The 15717-nt window shown below is 49.4% G+C and carries 17 protein-coding genes; 7 read left to right on the top strand and 10 right to left on the bottom strand.

Translation table 11 applies throughout. The features are described from left to right. The first annotated feature begins 172 nt into the window (after positions 1-172). Entirely contained in the window at positions 173-1267 is a 1095-nt protein-coding gene (locus tag GVY43_RS00370; RefSeq protein WP_159561922.1) for an MBL fold metallo-hydrolase, read from the top strand. A 24-nt stretch (positions 1268-1291) separates the two neighbouring features. On the opposite strand, the gene GVY43_RS00375 is transcribed toward GVY43_RS00370, so the two are convergent. The 3 genes from GVY43_RS00375 to GVY43_RS00385 all read right to left on the bottom strand — a co-directional run bounded on the left by GVY43_RS00375 (position 1292) and on the right by GVY43_RS00385 (position 4035). Continuing rightward, positions 1292-2509 carry an MFS transporter gene (locus tag GVY43_RS00375; protein WP_159561923.1) on the bottom strand — a complete coding sequence of 406 codons (1218 nt, stop codon included), beginning with the start codon at positions 2507-2509 and terminating at the stop codon, positions 1292-1294. Between the two features lie 97 nt (positions 2510-2606). Then, positions 2607-3302 (bottom strand): DsbA family oxidoreductase, encoded by a 696-nt coding sequence (locus tag GVY43_RS00380; protein ID WP_159561924.1) that lies wholly within the window; start codon positions 3300-3302, stop codon positions 2607-2609. Between the two features lie 88 nt (positions 3303-3390). After that, positions 3391-4035: a hemolysin III family protein gene (locus GVY43_RS00385; RefSeq protein WP_031421292.1), complete on the bottom strand. Its 645-nt coding sequence runs from the start codon at positions 4033-4035 to the stop codon at positions 3391-3393. 127 nt (positions 4036-4162) lie between these two features. Between GVY43_RS00385 and GVY43_RS00390 the strand changes: the two genes are divergently transcribed. Further along, a complete protein-coding gene (locus tag GVY43_RS00390; RefSeq protein ID WP_159561925.1) occupies positions 4163-4681 on the top strand; it encodes a DUF1836 domain-containing protein in 519 nt (172 codons plus the stop codon). Between the two features lie 43 nt (positions 4682-4724). On the opposite strand, the gene GVY43_RS00395 is transcribed toward GVY43_RS00390, so the two are convergent. The 3 genes from GVY43_RS00395 to GVY43_RS00405 all read right to left on the bottom strand — a co-directional run bounded on the left by GVY43_RS00395 (position 4725) and on the right by GVY43_RS00405 (position 7152). After that, positions 4725-5339 carry a PH domain-containing protein gene (locus GVY43_RS00395; protein ID WP_159561926.1) on the bottom strand — a complete coding sequence of 205 codons (615 nt, stop codon included), beginning with the start codon at positions 5337-5339 and terminating at the stop codon, positions 4725-4727. Between the two features lie 12 nt (positions 5340-5351). Continuing rightward, on the bottom strand, positions 5352-6185 hold the full coding sequence (locus GVY43_RS00400) for an aldo/keto reductase (RefSeq protein WP_031421296.1): 834 nt from the start codon (positions 6183-6185) through the stop codon (positions 5352-5354). 61 nt (positions 6186-6246) lie between these two features. Next, complete coding sequence (locus tag GVY43_RS00405) at positions 6247-7152, bottom strand: MBL fold metallo-hydrolase (RefSeq protein WP_230872783.1); 906 nt, start codon at positions 7150-7152, stop codon at positions 6247-6249. A 367-nt stretch (positions 7153-7519) separates the two neighbouring features. Here GVY43_RS00405 and abc-f point away from each other — a divergent pair, with 367 nt between their 5' ends. From abc-f to GVY43_RS00420, 3 genes are all read left to right on the top strand, one after another. Further along, positions 7520-9217 carry a ribosomal protection-like ABC-F family protein gene (abc-f, locus tag GVY43_RS00410; RefSeq protein ID WP_159561927.1) on the top strand — a complete coding sequence of 566 codons (1698 nt, stop codon included), beginning with the start codon at positions 7520-7522 and terminating at the stop codon, positions 9215-9217. Positions 9218-9228: 11 nt separating this feature from the next. Further along, a complete protein-coding gene (locus tag GVY43_RS00415; protein WP_159561928.1) occupies positions 9229-9993 on the top strand; it encodes a hypothetical protein in 765 nt (254 codons plus the stop codon). Between the two features lie 113 nt (positions 9994-10106). Then, positions 10107-11009, top strand: coding sequence for a cation diffusion facilitator family transporter (locus GVY43_RS00420; RefSeq protein WP_159561929.1), 903 nt, complete (start codon positions 10107-10109; stop codon positions 11007-11009). A gap of 28 nt (positions 11010-11037) precedes the next feature. Here the strand turns inward: GVY43_RS00420 and GVY43_RS00425 are convergent, their stop codons facing one another. Both GVY43_RS00425 and GVY43_RS00430 read right to left on the bottom strand, forming a co-directional pair. Then, on the bottom strand, positions 11038-11880 hold the full coding sequence (locus GVY43_RS00425; RefSeq protein ID WP_159561930.1) for a metallophosphoesterase: 843 nt from the start codon (positions 11878-11880) through the stop codon (positions 11038-11040). Between the two features lie 92 nt (positions 11881-11972). Continuing rightward, a complete protein-coding gene (locus GVY43_RS00430) occupies positions 11973-12386 on the bottom strand; it encodes an organic hydroperoxide resistance protein (RefSeq protein ID WP_015881037.1) in 414 nt (137 codons plus the stop codon). Between the two features lie 117 nt (positions 12387-12503). On the opposite strand from GVY43_RS00430, the gene GVY43_RS00435 reads away from it, so the two are divergent. Both GVY43_RS00435 and GVY43_RS00440 read left to right on the top strand, forming a co-directional pair. Beyond that, on the top strand, positions 12504-12956 hold the full coding sequence (locus GVY43_RS00435) for a MarR family winged helix-turn-helix transcriptional regulator (RefSeq protein ID WP_159561931.1): 453 nt from the start codon (positions 12504-12506) through the stop codon (positions 12954-12956). Positions 12957-12969: 13 nt separating this feature from the next. Continuing rightward, the gene (locus GVY43_RS00440) at positions 12970-13884 is read left to right on the top strand and encodes a CAP domain-containing protein (protein WP_159561932.1); all 915 of its coding nucleotides are present in this window, start codon (positions 12970-12972) and stop codon (positions 13882-13884) included. A gap of 43 nt (positions 13885-13927) precedes the next feature. On the opposite strand, the gene GVY43_RS00445 is transcribed toward GVY43_RS00440, so the two are convergent. Both GVY43_RS00445 and GVY43_RS00450 read right to left on the bottom strand, forming a co-directional pair. After that, positions 13928-15007 (bottom strand): peptidyl-alpha-hydroxyglycine alpha-amidating lyase family protein, encoded by a 1080-nt coding sequence (locus GVY43_RS00445; RefSeq protein WP_236548978.1) that lies wholly within the window; start codon positions 15005-15007, stop codon positions 13928-13930. Positions 15008-15123: 116 nt separating this feature from the next. Then, positions 15124-15600, bottom strand: a complete 477-nt coding sequence (locus GVY43_RS00450; protein WP_074037960.1) for a glutathione peroxidase — start codon at positions 15598-15600, stop codon at positions 15124-15126. Between the last annotated feature and the right edge of the window lie 117 nt (positions 15601-15717).

A 15717-nucleotide genomic window follows, 5' to 3' on the forward strand; every position in this document is an offset into this window, starting at 1 on the left:
CGGGTGGGCAGGTCTTTTTGGTTTAAGAGACCTGCTATAATGGAATAACCAGAATGCTCAATGAAGACCACGCCATTTTTTGAAAGATAGGCGAATCGACATACTTTCTCGTATAGAAACGGAGAAGGCGCGCTATAATCAATTCAACGAACTATTAGAAAAGAGGATTTACATGAAAAAGATGATGTTGCTCTCATTGGTCGGAATGGCGGCTGTCACCGGAACGATTCTGACACAGTACAAACCGCTCGGACGAAAGCCTAAATCGCTTCAATCTCCGAACCGGGTCAACGGAAAGTTTCGTAATCAATATGAGACGCCGATGACCTTTTCTGCGCAGGACATGGTGTCGATGGCGCGTGACTATCGTGATGTGACGTCATTGCGTAAACCTACCGAACGTCTTCCGATCGTGCCGATCGATTTCGAGGAGAAGACGGGGTCGAGCTTCACAAGAGTCTATTGGCTCGGACATTCGGCTCTCATGGTACAAATGGACGGGAAGACGATGCTTGTCGATCCAATGTTTGGACGCAGCCCGTCCCCACTCCCATTCGCCAAAAATGAGCGCTTCAGTGAAGACTTGCCGTTTGAACTCGAAGATTTGCCTGAAATCGATGTCGTCTTATTGACGCATGATCATTACGACCATCTCGATTATGGGACAATCCTTGCCATCCAAGACAAGGTCGCCATGTTCATCGTTCCGCTCGGTGTCGGAAGCCATTTGAAACGATGGGGTATCGGGGCAGAACGAATCGTAGAACGGGATTGGGGCGAGTCGCATGCGTTCGGGTCGTGGACATTCATCTGTACGCCGGCGCGTCACTTCTCCGGTCGCTCGTTGACGGACCGCAACAGCACGCTGTGGGCGTCGTGGGTCGTCCTCGGTGAGACGGATCGGCTCTTCTTCAGTGGGGACAGTGGATATGCTCCGCATTTCAAGATGATTGGCGAACAGTACGGACCGTTTGATTTCGCTGCACTCGAATGCGGGCAATATGATGTGCGCTGGCCAGACGTCCATATGCAGCCGGAAGAGACCGCGCAAGCGTTTCGTGATCTACGTGCCGATCAGATGATGCCGATTCATTGGGGGGCTTTCACGCTCTCGTTTCATGATTGGTTCGACCCGGCAGAACAGATGGCATCTCTCTTACCAAAAGAAGTCGTCCTCACTCCAAAAATCGGGGAGAGAATCACGCTCGACGGTCGGAATGATACGACGACGTGGTGGCGAGAGCTCGAAGACGCAAACAAGCGATGACCTCGGTCACCGCTTGTTTTTTTGTTAGGAAGACATCTTCTCTGTGGAATCTTCCTCGATATGCAATTGATGCTTTCTCGTGTATACAAGAAATGCGCCGGTCATCGCAATCGAACTAATTCCAAACAAGACGACCATGAGCTGAAGTCCAATCAAATCGAGGAAGAATCCTGTCACGAGAAGGACGACTTGGAAGATAATCCGGTCGAGCATGTTTCGGAACGAGAAGAAACGACCGTGATATTCTTTTGGCATCCGTGTCTGGAAAATCGTGACCGCCGTCGGGAAGAAACATCCGACCGAGAAGCCGAAGAGAACGAACGCAGCAATGGACATGAACGGGATGTCCGCAAAATAGAGCATCAGTTGGGCGACACCGATTAAAAACGAGAACGAGAATAAAATCGAGAACGCCGAGAATTTTTCTCCGATCCGTTTAATCATAAAGGCACCTGTCATGAAGGCGAGTCCCTCTGCCGTATAAATCCATCCTTTAATCGCCGTCGAATCTTGCAACTCACTGATGTTGATGACGAGCAAGTTGAATCCTCCGATGAAGAGGAGCGGGATGAGCGTCATGACGAGTGTCATGAAGATGACTGGAATCGATTTGATGATTGGGAAGACGTCTTTGAAACCGCTCGACGCTTTCGCATCGACCTTTTTCGCCGAGGGCGTTTTCGTCTCATCGAGTTTCAAGAAGAGCGTCGCGACCGCTAGCAACAGGTAGGCGACGAGCGAGAGCGCGTAGACGTTACGGAGCGAGATCAGTGTCAAAAGGACACCTGCAATCGCCGTCCCGATGACACGCGACAAGGTAGACACATTCATATGAACGCCGTTCAAGGCAAGAAGTTCCCGTTCTTTCACGATGAGCGGAATCGCTGCCTGGAGGGCAGGGAAATAAAAAGCGGCCGATCCCTGTAAGATAATCAAGAAGATGACCATCCACACGACCGAATTCGTCTCGATGGCGACGAACATGAAGATCACGCTGAGCGCCCGGACGATGCTCGAGATGAGCATGATTTTTTTCTTAGAACCTTGGTCGGTCAAGCGACCCGCGAGCGGACCGATGGCGACCCCGGCAAGTAAACCGATGGCGAGAATGACCGCCTTCACAAAGTCAGAGGGGACACGGTCTTGCATAAATTCCAAGTTCCCGATGATGCCGAGCCATAGACCAAGACCGGCGACGAATTCGCCCGTCAAGATGATCCAGACGTTCCGATTTTTCCACATAGATGTATTCCTCGATTCTTATCTGTTGATAATAATTATGCTTGAGAATGATTCATTTAGCCACAAAAAAGAAGCCGAACATCGGCTTCTTCATCAATCAAATATCACAGTTGTCGTCAGTGCACGTCGCACCGTTCGAAAGGACTTGGATTGTCGGATTGTTCTCAGACCAGACTTTTTCGAGCACTTGCGTGAACGCTTCTGTCGGCTGAGCACCGGACACCCCGTACTTGTTGTCGAATACGAAGAACGGCACACCCGTGATGCCGAGGTCGCTCGCGCGCTTCTCTTCTGCACGTACCTCTTCCGTATACACGTCAGTCGTCAAGACGTCACGAACCGCGTCAGAATCGAGTCCGACGCTTGTCGCGATTTCAAGGAGCACATCGTGGTTCCCGATGTGTTTCGCGTCGACAAAATACGCCTGAAGCAACGCTTCCGACAATTCTTTTTCTTTCCCGACCGTCTTCGCGTAATGCGTCAAACGATGCGAGTCGAGCGTACCCGTCACGACCATGTTCTCAAAATCATAGTCGAGTCCGACTTCGCGGGCCTGAGCGGCGACTTGTGCTGTCGTTCCTTTTGCCTGTTCAATCGGCATCCGATATTTCGTTGCGAGTGCCTCATAGATGGTACGTGAATCATTCGTCGGGGCGTTTGGGTCGAGTTCGAAACTCTTGAATTCGACTTCCACTTGGTCTGCCTGTGGGAACTGTTCGAGCGCCTCTTCTAGACGACGCTTACCGATATAACAAAACGGGCAGACATAATCTGACCATACTTCAATTTTCATGATGAATCCCTCCTGTCCTTAGTGTAGGAAATCTTGAATTCAAAGTACAGGAAACGGCTCATGAAAAAAAGCCCTCCACGAGGAGGACTTAAAAGACGTACCAAAACACACAGACGAAGTGGGCGAAGCTTCCGAACAAGATGAACAGATGGAACACTTCATGGAAACCCCATCCTCGCCAGTTGACGAATTTGGGTTTGAACCCATAAATGAGTCCGCCAATCGTATACATGACGCCCCCGAGGACGAGCCAGAAGATGCCGGCGTTGCCGATCACGTCATGGAGTGGTCCGATAAAGAAAACTGACAACCATCCCATCCCGATATAGAGCGCGGTCGACAAGAAACGAGGGGCATGGAACCAGACGAGTTTAAAAATAATGCCGAACAAGGCGAGTGCGTGTACGGTACCGAAGAGGACCCACCGCGTCGGTCCTTCGAGCGCGAGTAACGTAAGCGGTGCGTATGTACCCGCAATCAACGCGTAAATCATCGCATGGTCGATTCTCCGGAAGAAAGCGATGACGTTCGGTGAGGCGATGATGCTATGGTAAAGACCTGACGATAAGTAAAGAAAAACAAGGCTGATCCCGAATAGAATCGCGGCCATAATCGCAAGTGGCGAGCCGAGTAACGAAGCTTTAACGACCATCGCGATGAGGGCGATGAAAGCCAGTACTGCACCGGCAAGATGCGTCAGTGCGTTGATGGGTTCACGGAAAATCGAATGCATGTAAAACACTCCTTATCATATCATGTAGTATCGATAACTACATGATATACTGAAGAGGAACAAACAGCAAGGTATACCTTTCGACAAGTCGACGTTTTCATTATACTGAAGAGGTGAGGTGAGGCAGATGAAAGCAAAACAGATTACCGAAACGGAAGGTACACTCCCACGGGACGTATTGCCGACCGTTGATTTATACATGGACCAGGTCATCCAGTTGTTCGAGCAGCATTATGGGAAGATGAAGCGAAACGAGGATGAGACCATACTGACGAAGACGATGATCAACAACTATGCGAAGGGCAAGTTATTCCATCCCGTCAAAAATAAAAAGTATACGAACGAACATTTGATGTTACTTAGTTTGATTTATGAGATGAAAGGTCTCTTGTCGATCAGTGACATCAAAGAGACGCTCCGACCGTTGAACGAGTCGGATGAGACGTTCTCACTTGAAGACTTCTACGAGGCGTATCAGGCGCAGAAAGTGAAGAATCTAGAAGCGTTTGAAGCCCAGGCGGACACGCTATTAAATACATCACTCGAAGATAAGGGCGGTGTTAAGCGAACGCTTGCCATCGCGTCTGCCGTGCATATGAGCCACTTGTATCAGCGATTGGCCGAGCAATTGATTGATGAGAACTAAAACAACTCCTCCGAGGACGAATCGTCTGTGGAGGAGTTGTTTTTTAGTTATTGATGTACTTCTCGTAAACCGCACCGAAGTCTTTACGGTTCCATTCATGATAGTGACGTTGTAGCCAATCGAACGATTGCTCGTTCAATTCCTTGAACGTGTTCGGGACGTTCATGTCACCTTCACGGAGTCCGCTCAAAATCGACACCGAGTGTGTGAGCGACGTATTCGCATACTCCATCATGCGACGGCCTTCTCGCTGAATCTCTTCAATCGCAAGGAGTGCCTTGTACAAATCTTTCACGTGCTCGATTTGCTTCTTGTTGATATCGATTGAGTATGGCTTTTCGCCGATTGTGAATTTGACTTCGACATCGAGGTCGACGGTGCCGGCTGTCTCGAACATGACGTGCTTAATCGGATAGTGTGCGTAAGGGTAACGATACAGAACTCGTTTCGAACTCATCGCGCTCGTCCCGTCGAGGTGAATCATACCTAAGTTTGTAAAGCAGTACTCATCCGATTTTGATTTGATCAAGAAGTAGATCTTTTCGTTATCCTCATGGAGGACGTAATCATCCGAGTCCGCCTTATCGAAATCGGACGGGTCGATCACCTCACCGATGTCGCTGAAGCCAGTCAAATCAGAAGCTAGTTTTTTGAACATGTCATTCACTCCTCAGTAATGGATTTTATGCATCTCTTTCGGGTCGGACCCGGTCCGCTCGTCACGATTGAGCGCATCAATGGCCGCCATCTCTTCTTTCGTCAACGTGAAGTCGAATACCTGTATGTTTTCTTTGATTCGACTCGGTGTGACCGATTTTGGAATCACAGCGACTCCGTTCTGTAAATGCCAACGCAAGATGACTTGAGCCGGTGACTTGCCGTGAGCGTTCGCAATCTTGACAATCGTCTCATCTTCGAGCGCTTCGCGTCCTTTCATGAGTGGACTCCACGCTTGAATTTGGATGTCATATCGTTTGCAGAATGCAATCAGTTCTTTCTGAGACAAATATGGATGGATCTCGACCTGGTTCACGGCCGGGACAATCGAGCAAGATTGAATGATTTGTTCCAAATGTTCGATCTCAAAGTTCGAGACGCCGATTGCTCGGACGCGTCCTTCTTCATACAACTGTTCGAGTGCTTTGTACGTTTCGACGAACTTGCCAAAACGGGGCATTGGCCAGTGGATGAGGAACAAGTCGACATACTCGAGTCCGAGCCGATCTAGGCTATCCTGAAACGCTTGGAGCGCCTCATCAAATCCGTGGAACTCGTTCCAAAGCTTTGTCGTCACAAAGACGTCTTCCCGTGGGATGCCTGCTTCACGAAGCGCTTGTCCGACACTCTCTTCATTTTGATAAATCGCAGCCGTATCAATCAATCGATAGTCTGCATCGAGTGCAGCTTTGACCGTATCGACCGTCACCGCTCCATCTTCAACCTTATAGACACCGAGCCCGAGCATCGGCATCTTGACGTCATTATTCAACGTCGTCCATTCCATAAATAATCCCTCCCTCTCGTCTATAACGTTACCGAAATTTTGGATGAAGGGAAAGTAAAAACTACAGACGGATGCTTTCCCCGTGCGCCTTGATCACAATTTGGTCACGGTCGAGTTTTGCGGCCGCGACGAGACGGTGATACGGCTCCTCGACAGGTTCATATGAAAGGACGAACGTGTCCCAATGCATCGGGAAGAAACGCTTCGCTCCGCTCTCTTTGTACATCATCCAAGCCTGTTCCGGAGTGCAGTGCGCTTCCTGGAACGAGTCCGGTTGATAGGCACCGATTGGGAAGAAAGCGAGGTCGATCGGTTCACGGTCGGCGAGTCCTTTGAAGGAGTCGGTGTACGCCGTGTCTCCTGCGAAGAGCATACGAATCCCTTTGTATTTGAGCAGGTATCCGTTGTACCCCATATGTTTGTCCCACGGGAAACGGTTGCCCCAATGCTTGACGGGAATGGCGCGGACATCGAGTCCATTCGCAAGTGTCACTTTGTCATGTGGATGCAGTTCAAGCGTCTGCAGACTCGGGTATCGGCGCAACAGCCGGCTCGTCCCAGGAGCAGAGACGACAATCGTCTCGCGAGTGATGAGTCGCTTCAAACTTTTATGGTCAAAGTGGTCCATATGGGCATGGCTGAGTAGGATGACATCGACCGGGCCGACCTCCTCAATGGAGAGGGCCGGAGCGGTGTGACGTTTCATGCCGACTGTCAGCGGTCCAAGATGGACACCGATTCGTTTTGAGAAGACGGGGTCTGTTAAAATCTTGAGCCCATACCAATGAATGAGGACCGTCGAATGCCCGATCCACGTTGCCTGCACATGCGTCTCATCAATAGTTGTCAGTTCTGGACGTTCCGGCCATTTAAAGCGGGGACGGGGGAGACGACGTTTGAATCGTGTATAGAGAAACGTTCCGACGCTCGCCAAGACGGCACTCGGAACGAGGATGCGTCGACGCATCATGCATCACCTCACTGTTCGAATATATTGTCATCATATCGCGAGGACAGATGCACCGCATCCGCCTAAAGGAGTAGAAAAAATGGGAGATTGTGGGGTGCACTCTTGCGAATCCGCTTTCAATTTGATAAGGTGGCAGTAACTTAGGAAAGAGAGGTATACCGTGCCATGAAAAATACACGTTCACTCCAACGATGAGATGAATCATCACTGTTCGCTTGAACAGTCACGGGTGAAGTGTGTCCATTTTTTCAAATACGGGAAGCTCTCGTTTTCCTCTTTGAACGGATTCCTTCACACCACCGCTTTGAAGCGGATGGTGTTTTTTGTTTCATCGCGTATCGGATTAATAAGCGAGGTGAAACAGATGTTAGCAGTAAAACAAGTCCGGTTTGACTATGACCGGAAACCATTATTTGACGCGGTCTCATTCGAGGTCGCGGCTGGAGAGCGTGCCGTATTATTTGGACTGAACGGGAGCGGGAAGACGACGCTCTTCCGACTCGTGACAGGGGAGTTGACCCCGCAAGCCGGGACGATTGAACGTCAAGGCGAGATCGGGCTCGTCCGGCAGACAATCGAGTCGACAGATATGACCGTACTTGAGTGGACGATGCGCAGTGATCTTGAACGATATGCCCTCTATGAAGATGTATCTTCTGGTGACGAGATACGTGTCATGCGCTCCTATGAACGGGCGCTCGCGCTCGATGTTTATAACTTGGAACAAGAGGCGACAAGAGCATTGACTCGACTTGGGCTGGAGGAGCACCTCTTCCGAAACATTAACGAGCTAAGCGGAGGCGAGAAGACGCGAGCTCAGCTCTCGACACTGACGATGAAGCGGGTGGACCTCGTCCTGCTCGACGAACCGACGAACCATCTGGATTTCGAGTCGATTGACTGGCTGACGAAGTGGTTAAACCAGTTCAAGGGAACGGTGCTCATCATCTCACACGACCGTCAACTGATGGACGATGTCGCAACGACAATTCTTGAACTGTCAGAAGGCCGGGTCACACGATATCAGGGAAACTATACGGCGTATAAACATCAAAAAGAAGAAGAACGCGTGCGTGACGAGCGAGCACATGCTCGATACGAGAACCGAAAGGCAGAACTTCTCGAGATGATTGCCCAATATAAAGGGTGGCACTTAAAGGCGAAAGCGACAGCGAGTGTCCGCAGTCCGGGAGCGCAAAAGGGAGCGGCCAATCTCGCAGTCAAAATGAAGGCGAGAGAACAGAAGTTAAGGCAGCTCGAAGACAATCGTCCACAAAAACCAAAAGAGGAGAAACCCATCTCCGTCCGTTTTGCGGCGGATGAGCTCGAAGCGAAGACATGGCTGACGTGTGAGGATGTGACGTTTGGATACGACAAGCCGTTCTATGAACCGTTTTCCTTCTCGATAAATAAAGGAGAGCGGATCTCGATTACCGGACCAAACGGAAGCGGAAAAACGACATTATTAAACGTGCTGATCGGTGAGCGAGTACCACACTCGGGCGTGATTAAGCGACATCCTCGTCTGAAAATCGGATATTTCTCACAAACGCTCGAGCGTCTTCCGGAGACCGGGACGTTACTTGAGGCGTTACTCGCCAATAGTGAGATCGGAGAGACGGAGGCGCGGACGTTGCTCGCTCACTTCTTGTTCCGGCGAGATGAAGTGCACCGACCGATTACCGAGGCGAGCATGGGAGAAAAGTGTCGAATCGCGTTTCTCATCTTGTACTTCTCGGATGCCCATCTGTTGGCATTAGATGAACCGACGAACTATTTAGATGTGGCGACACGCGAACAAATCGAGGCGGCGTTGTCCGTCTATCCGGGTGGATTATTGTTGATTTCCCACGACCGCTACTTTCATCGTCTGACTTCGCGCACGATTGAATTAGGAGAGCACATTGTCATACGTGAGAACGATGAGCGCGATGAACCGGTCGATGTCGAACAAATGGTCAGAACGATGGACGAATTGACAAAAGATGAATTGAAATTTTTTGATGAAGCAGGAAACCTCCTACCATTTGACGAAACGAGTGAAATGAATCGAATCGAGTAGGAGTGAAGAACATGAATGGAGGAAGATTGTCGCGTGCGACGACGCGGAAGCGTAAACGCGTGTTCCGTATCACGACGGCATTGGCATTAATGCTCGCCTTGGTCGGGATCATCGCGTTCGCGGCACTGATTGACAAGAAACAGGACTCGGCTTTACCGGAATCTGATGAGATTGCCACGGAAATGGTCGACTCCGAGTCGGAACAACCGGCTGATGCTGATGCTGAGACGGAATCGGCAGATAAGATTTATATCGGGCAACCGTATACGAAAGTATACGCGGATGACCGGGTCACGGTCGTTTATGAAGCCGACTTGGGTGATCGATTTGAACGGTTGGAGACGGTAAGTGGATTTGTGAAAGTTCAGTTGAACGAGCGGTTGACCGGCTGGGTCACAGAAGAAAGTGTGACGACAGAGGCGACAGCTTTATCGGATGACGAGGTGATTGCCGCTTGGCAACAAGTCGTCCCAAACGCTTCGGAGTCCGTCCTCGACTGGATTGGGAAAGATCTCGAAACCGTCCGTGCGGAGCTTGGCAGTCCTTCTGCCGTTCAACGTGACCAAGTTAACGAGTATCATTTCTATGATGGATTCTTCCTCATGGTCCGGGACCAAAAAGTACGGGCCGTTGATTGGGACAAACAAGCAACCGCGACGCCAGACTTACAACCGACTCGCGAACAAGCGACCGGAATTTGGTTCGAGGGTGAGACGGTCCAATTGAAACTGTTCCCTTATAGCGGCGTCATGCGTGTCCGTCTGGAGCAAAAATGAGACAAAGCGGGAGAGTTCATTCTCCCGTTTTTTTTTATTGTTTTTCATTCAAATGAACGTTTGAATGTTTGGTTAAAATGGAATAAGATAAACAGTAGAAGGAGGAGTCAGTTATGGGACATCATCATGATCACGACCACCATCACCATCATTCGACGAATCAGCGGGCGCTCTTACTCGCCTTTCTCTTGATTGCGGCGTTCATGGTCGTCGAAGTGATCGGCGGACTATGGACGAACAGTTTGGCGCTATTATCGGATGCGGGGCATATGTTAGGAGATGCGGCGGCGTTAGGACTCAGTTTCCTCGCTGTCCGATTTGGGGCGAAAGCGGCGACACCGAACCGGACGTTCGGGTATCGACGTTTCGAGATTTTAGCGGCATTCATTAACGGGCTGACACTACTCGTCATCTCGGTCTATATTCTTGTCGAGGCATACCAACGAATTAGCGCGCCACCAGAAATTCTAAGTGGTGGGATGCTTGTCGTCGCCATCATCGGGCTACTCGTCAACATCCTTGCCGCCTGGATTTTAATGCGCGGGGAGAAAGATAATTTGAACGTGAAGAGTGCGTTGTTGCACGTATTCGGAGATTTGCTCGGCTCGGTCGGAGCCATCACTGCAGCAATCCTCATCATGTTGTTCGGATGGACGTGGGCGGACCCGGTCGCGAGCGCCTTTGTTGCGATTTTGATTTTAATCAGTGGTTATCGTGTGACGCGTGACGCGATTCATATCTTGATGGAAGGGTCACCGGAACAGATTGACGTACGGGCGATGCAAGAAGAGATTTCGAAGGTTGAAGGGGTGAAGGAAGTTCACGACTTGCATGTCTGGTCCATCTCGTCGAGCGAACATGCGGCTACTTGTCACGTTTTAATTGGAGAAGAGACAGATGATCAAGACGTCTTGAGACAAGTGACGGAACGAATCCGGAAATACGGGACGTTCGAACGTTCGACGGTCCAGATTGAGCGGGAACGACAATGTTGTGAAGAACGAATCATCTGGTAAGAAAAACGGACACTCGCTTGAGTGTCCGTTATTTTCCGTTCACATCGATCACGACAATCTCTGGTGGATTGTAAATACGTGGAATGTTGAAGCTGTAATTGAATCCCCGTCCAATCACATGGGTGAACGTCTCATGCTCATAGAGTCCACCTGCGTATTCAGGAAAGAATCCTTGATCAGGTGCAAATAATCCGTTCATCAAGTAAGGGATTCTCACTTGCCCGCCATGAGCATGTCCGGACAAGACGAGGTCGAATGGAAGTTTGGCATACGTATCGACTTGTTCGGCACGGTGCGAAAGAAGTACCCTGAACGTCTCATCGGGGGCGATGTCCTGCATCGCCGCAGTCGACTCCGCATCCCAATCCGTATAAATATTTTCTCTGAACCCACGAAGAGGATCTTCTAGCCCGCCGATGACGAGGTCGATTCCGTTGATGGTGACCGTCTCCCATTCGTCTTCGAGAACGTTGACACCAGATGAGCGAAACACGTCTTTCACATTGTGACGGACATAGTCATCCGATCCATCGATTTCATGGTTGCCGGTCACGAAATACATCGGCGCAATCCCTTCAAGCCCTTCGATTAGTTCGAAGGCGGGTTCAGGTGAACGATATCGGTCGAGTAAATCGCCCGGTAAAGCGATGAGGTCCGGTTTCTGTGCACGAACCTGGTCGATCAAAATCGACTGTTTATAACCGTATGAGGCGCTGTGTAAGTCGGAGAGGAGCACGATGCGGAGAGACTCGTCTGCTGACAGTTTATCGGACGTCACGTCATACGTCCGGACGGTCAACCCATTGTACGTCGCCGTGAACAACAAAATGCCGAGTGCAACAAAAAGAAGAGTCGATTTATGTTTCTTCATCAGTGCTCCCTCCTTCCTTAATCGTGTCTCTATCTTACTCTGATAGGCAGGGTTAAGCAAAAAAAATCCCGCTCCAGAGAGCGGGATGAATGTTATGCAGCTTTCGCTGTCAATTTGACGTCGACATTGCCGCGCGTTGCTTTTGAATAAGGACACACTTGGTGTGCTTCTTCGACAAGGCGCTCTGCTGTCGCTTGGTCGACACCTTTGATTTCGACTTCAAGTTCGACTGAAATGAAGAACCCTTCATCATTTTGATTTAATGTGACGTGACCTGTGACGCTTGAACCGTCTGTCTTCACACGTTCTTTTCCGATGATGAGGTTGAGGGCACTACCGAAGCAAGCCGCATAGCCAGCTGCGAAAAGTTGTTCCGGGTTTGTGGCACCGTCTACGTGTTTCGCGCCAGGCATCGAGACGTTCATGTCGATGACGCCATCTGTTGATTTCACGTGACCTTCGCGGCCACCGATTGCTGTTGCTGATGCTGTGAATAGTGATTTCATGATTGAATTCCTCCATTTCATTTTTAACAATTAAGTTGTGCACAATTTAAATTATAGAGCAGTCAAAAAGTTTCGCAAGTGATATGCTTGGCTAAAGAAGAGTACGGAGGATTACGTATGGACCAATCGTTAAAGTTAGAACATCAAATCTGTTTTCAATTGTATACCGCCTCAAAAGAGCTTACCCGGTTATATCGCCCAATTTTAGCACCGCTAAACCTGACGTATAGTCAATATCTCGTGATGCTTGTCTTATGGGAAGAGGATGGAATCGATTTGCGACAACTCGGATCGCGGTTGACGCTCGACTCTGGGACATTGTCGCCGCTCGTCAAACGGCTCATCCAAATCGGCTATGTTGAGAAAAGTCGTGCGACTGACGACGAACGAAAAATCATCGTTCGTTTGACCGAGAGCGGTAGCGCGTTGCGTGAGCAGGCAGCGAATGTGCCGCTACAAGTAAGTGGTATGCTGAATATAGACGAAGCGACGTATGTCGCATACATGGAGATGCTTACCGATATCAAGACGAGACTACACGATTTCGGGGAGCGTCAGCGCGAGCAGTAAGGAAGGAGGAGCCATGTTTCGAAAATTGATCATCCTCTTGATGGGGATTGGACTCTATATGGCTTGGCAATATGAGATGCCGAACGTCTCTGCCCCGACGAGCATTCAGGTTGAGTCTGAGGTGGCGACCGAACGAGCGACAGACGCGCCAAAGTTCGCAAGTCAGTATGCCGGGCATGACTGGTATTTGGTCGAACGTGGCGGTGACCGCGGACTTGAACTGATTGATGAGGACGGTGCGAAAAAAGGATTCTATCAGTTCGAGACAGGCAGCACGTATCGAGGTCTCGTACTGAATGAAACGACCCGTGATCAAGTCGAGGACATCGGCTTCGAGGCGGTGACTTCGTATAATAAGGGATTGAATCGATACTTGATTCCGGACGATCCATCGTTTTCCGTTTTTGCAATCGATGGTCAGTATGTCACTTTCTTTTTTGACCAGCATGATGATGACCTCCTGAAAGGGATCTTGTCGGTCGACCGCCGTGTCGAAGAGGCGAGTGAGGGGTACTATGGTGATTTGTCGAAAGAGGGAACGGTCGCCAATGAGCAGTTGATGCGCATCCTCATGAATTGGGACCGTGAAAAGTTTGAATTGAACGCTTTAGCCGACTATGAACCGCTCTATCCGGTCGTGCGGGCGCATAGTCAAAACATGGCAGAAAGCGATTTCTTCAGCCATACAGACCCGGAAGGACAAGACCCGTTCGATCGAATGGACGAAGCAGGACTTTCGTATTCGATGGCCGGCGAAAACTTGGCGATGGGACAGATGAGCGTGTTCCATGCGCATTGGGGACTCATGAACTCGAAAGGGCATCGTGAGAACATCATGCAGCCGCGCTTCACCCATGCTGCCGTCGGGCTCGCTTACAACGACGACGGTAGTCCTTTCTATACAATTAACTTCATCACACCACGTTAAAAGAACGCGCTAATGACGAATTTAGCGCGTTCTTTCGTTTGCTTTATTCAGTGATTGTGAATTTTTGAAGTCGTTCGTTTAGTAGTTCGGCGACAAAAATTGTCCCGTCCTCTTGTACAGTGAGATCGTGGGGGATGCGCAATTGACCCATCTTGTTCCCCCAAGAACCAAATCGCTCAATGACTTCTCCCTTCGGACTTAAAACGACAATTTGACTGTTAGGAGTTTCACGTTCCCCGTTCAGATAATCGCCACCATCGACAAGATAGATGTTGCCATCGTTCCCTGTATCGATTCCGTAAGGTCTTCCGATTTCGGTGTCATCCCATGTGGAAAGATGTTGTCCATCCTGGTCAAACACTTGAATGCGAGCATTATTTCGGTCAGCCACATATATGTTCCCTGACTGATCGTGAGTGATTCCGTGAGGCAAGTTAAACTCACCATCGGAAGAACCATAAGCATTAACTTCCCATTGGATGTTCCCATCACGATTGAATTTTACAATACGATGATTTCGGTATCCATCAGCCACAATGAATGAACCATCTTCCATTACGGTCACATCAGTTGGCCGTGCGAAAGTATATTCATTCATCGGGACAGGGAAGTTAGGCAGTTCATTTCGAATCCGTAAGCTTGTCTCAGTGCCGAGGCGATAATCGTCCCCAAACGTAGCGAGAACATTGCCACGTTCATCCAGCTTGAAAACTTTATTCAACATGATATCCGTTACCCAAATGTTGTTTTGAGCGTCCACTTCGATCCCGTGAGGAGATTGAAACAGGTTGTCCCCAAATTCATCGACAATCTCGTTTGTGTTTGGATCAAACACTGTGATTGTAGGGGTCGTGATCAATTCTTCATTCGCATAGCTTCCATCTCCGCGGTGTAAGTAATAGACATATCCTGAAGGGGAGGTAGAGACACCGCTACCTTCTCCTCCACGATGTGAGACACTGTCCTTCTCGGGCCAAACCCAACTAGATGTATATCTAGAACTTTTGGCTTTTTCATCATATTCATCTTTGAAAATGGGGTCCGTTCTTCCTTGGGCAAGCCATACAAGAGTTACTGAAAGTGCGAGGAGTACGCTGACTCCCAGCACCATTCTTTTTTTCATTCTATACAAGTGTGACACTCCTTCACGATTTACTGTGCATAGAATATGATAGATGGCTTAAGTGTAAACGCCAATTAGACCGTAGAGAGAAATCAATCTACGCCTTCAGGATGAGGTCAAATCAGTTTCTTCACCGCATCCTCAATTTCAGCCGGTGTCGTCTGTGGCGAAAAGCGCTCGATGACGTTTCCATCACGGTCGACTAAGAACTTCGTGAAGTTCCATTTGATCGCCTTCGACCCGAGAAGCCCGGGCGCTTCTTTTGAGAGATAGGTGAAGAGTGGGTGGGCATCCTTGCCGTTCACGTCGACTTTCGCGAACATCGGGAACGATACCCCGTAATTCAGTTGACAGAACTCTTGAATTTCTTCATTGGAGCCCGGGTCTTGATGACCAAACTGGTTGCACGGGAAACCTAAGATTTGTAGGCCCTGTCCTTTATAGGTGTTGTAAAGTGATTCGAGGCCTTCGAGCTGCGGTGTGAATCCACATTTGCTCGCCGTGTTGACGATGAGTAAGACGTCGCCTCTATATGTAGCTAACGGTTGTAATTGTCCTTTCATGTCTACTGCTTCAAAATCATAAATCATGATAATTCCCCCTTTTTTTGTAGTATACCAAGAGAAGGAGACAGACTCGAACTTGAACGCGTTGCGTGCAATCAAATTGTTATGAAATCATGATGTCGCTGTTACATCATTCCGAAGAAA

The organism is Exiguobacterium sp. 8H (assembly GCF_902506255.1).
GTDB lineage: Bacteria > Bacillota > Bacilli > Exiguobacteriales > Exiguobacteriaceae > Exiguobacterium > Exiguobacterium profundum.

Bases quoted from the DNA above. Each gene is read 5' to 3' on its own strand.
- GVY43_RS00370 (WP_159561922.1), top strand. From the start codon at position 173: ATGAAAAAGATGATGTTGCTCTCATTGGTCGGAATGGCGGCTGTCACC.
- GVY43_RS00375 (WP_159561923.1), bottom strand. From the start codon at position 2,509: ATGTGGAAAAATCGGAACGTCTGGATCATCTTGACGGGCGAATTCGTC.
- GVY43_RS00380 (WP_159561924.1), bottom strand. From the start codon at position 3,302: ATGAAAATTGAAGTATGGTCAGATTATGTCTGCCCGTTTTGTTATATC.
- GVY43_RS00385 (WP_031421292.1), bottom strand. From the start codon at position 4,035: ATGCATTCGATTTTCCGTGAACCCATCAACGCACTGACGCATCTTGCC.
- GVY43_RS00390 (WP_159561925.1), top strand. From the start codon at position 4,163: ATGAAAGCAAAACAGATTACCGAAACGGAAGGTACACTCCCACGGGAC.
- GVY43_RS00395 (WP_159561926.1), bottom strand. From the start codon at position 5,339: ATGTTCAAAAAACTAGCTTCTGATTTGACTGGCTTCAGCGACATCGGT.
- GVY43_RS00400 (WP_031421296.1), bottom strand. From the start codon at position 6,185: ATGGAATGGACGACGTTGAATAATGACGTCAAGATGCCGATGCTCGGG.
- GVY43_RS00405 (WP_230872783.1), bottom strand. From the start codon at position 7,152: ATGCGTCGACGCATCCTCGTTCCGAGTGCCGTCTTGGCGAGCGTCGGA.
- abc-f (WP_159561927.1), top strand. From the start codon at position 7,520: ATGTTAGCAGTAAAACAAGTCCGGTTTGACTATGACCGGAAACCATTA.
- GVY43_RS00415 (WP_159561928.1), top strand. From the start codon at position 9,229: ATGAATGGAGGAAGATTGTCGCGTGCGACGACGCGGAAGCGTAAACGC.
- GVY43_RS00420 (WP_159561929.1), top strand. From the start codon at position 10,107: ATGGGACATCATCATGATCACGACCACCATCACCATCATTCGACGAAT.
- GVY43_RS00425 (WP_159561930.1), bottom strand. From the start codon at position 11,880: ATGAAGAAACATAAATCGACTCTTCTTTTTGTTGCACTCGGCATTTTG.
- GVY43_RS00430 (WP_015881037.1), bottom strand. From the start codon at position 12,386: ATGAAATCACTATTCACAGCATCAGCAACAGCAATCGGTGGCCGCGAA.
- GVY43_RS00435 (WP_159561931.1), top strand. From the start codon at position 12,504: ATGGACCAATCGTTAAAGTTAGAACATCAAATCTGTTTTCAATTGTAT.
- GVY43_RS00440 (WP_159561932.1), top strand. From the start codon at position 12,970: ATGTTTCGAAAATTGATCATCCTCTTGATGGGGATTGGACTCTATATG.
- GVY43_RS00445 (WP_236548978.1), bottom strand. From the start codon at position 15,007: ATGAAAAAAAGAATGGTGCTGGGAGTCAGCGTACTCCTCGCACTTTCA.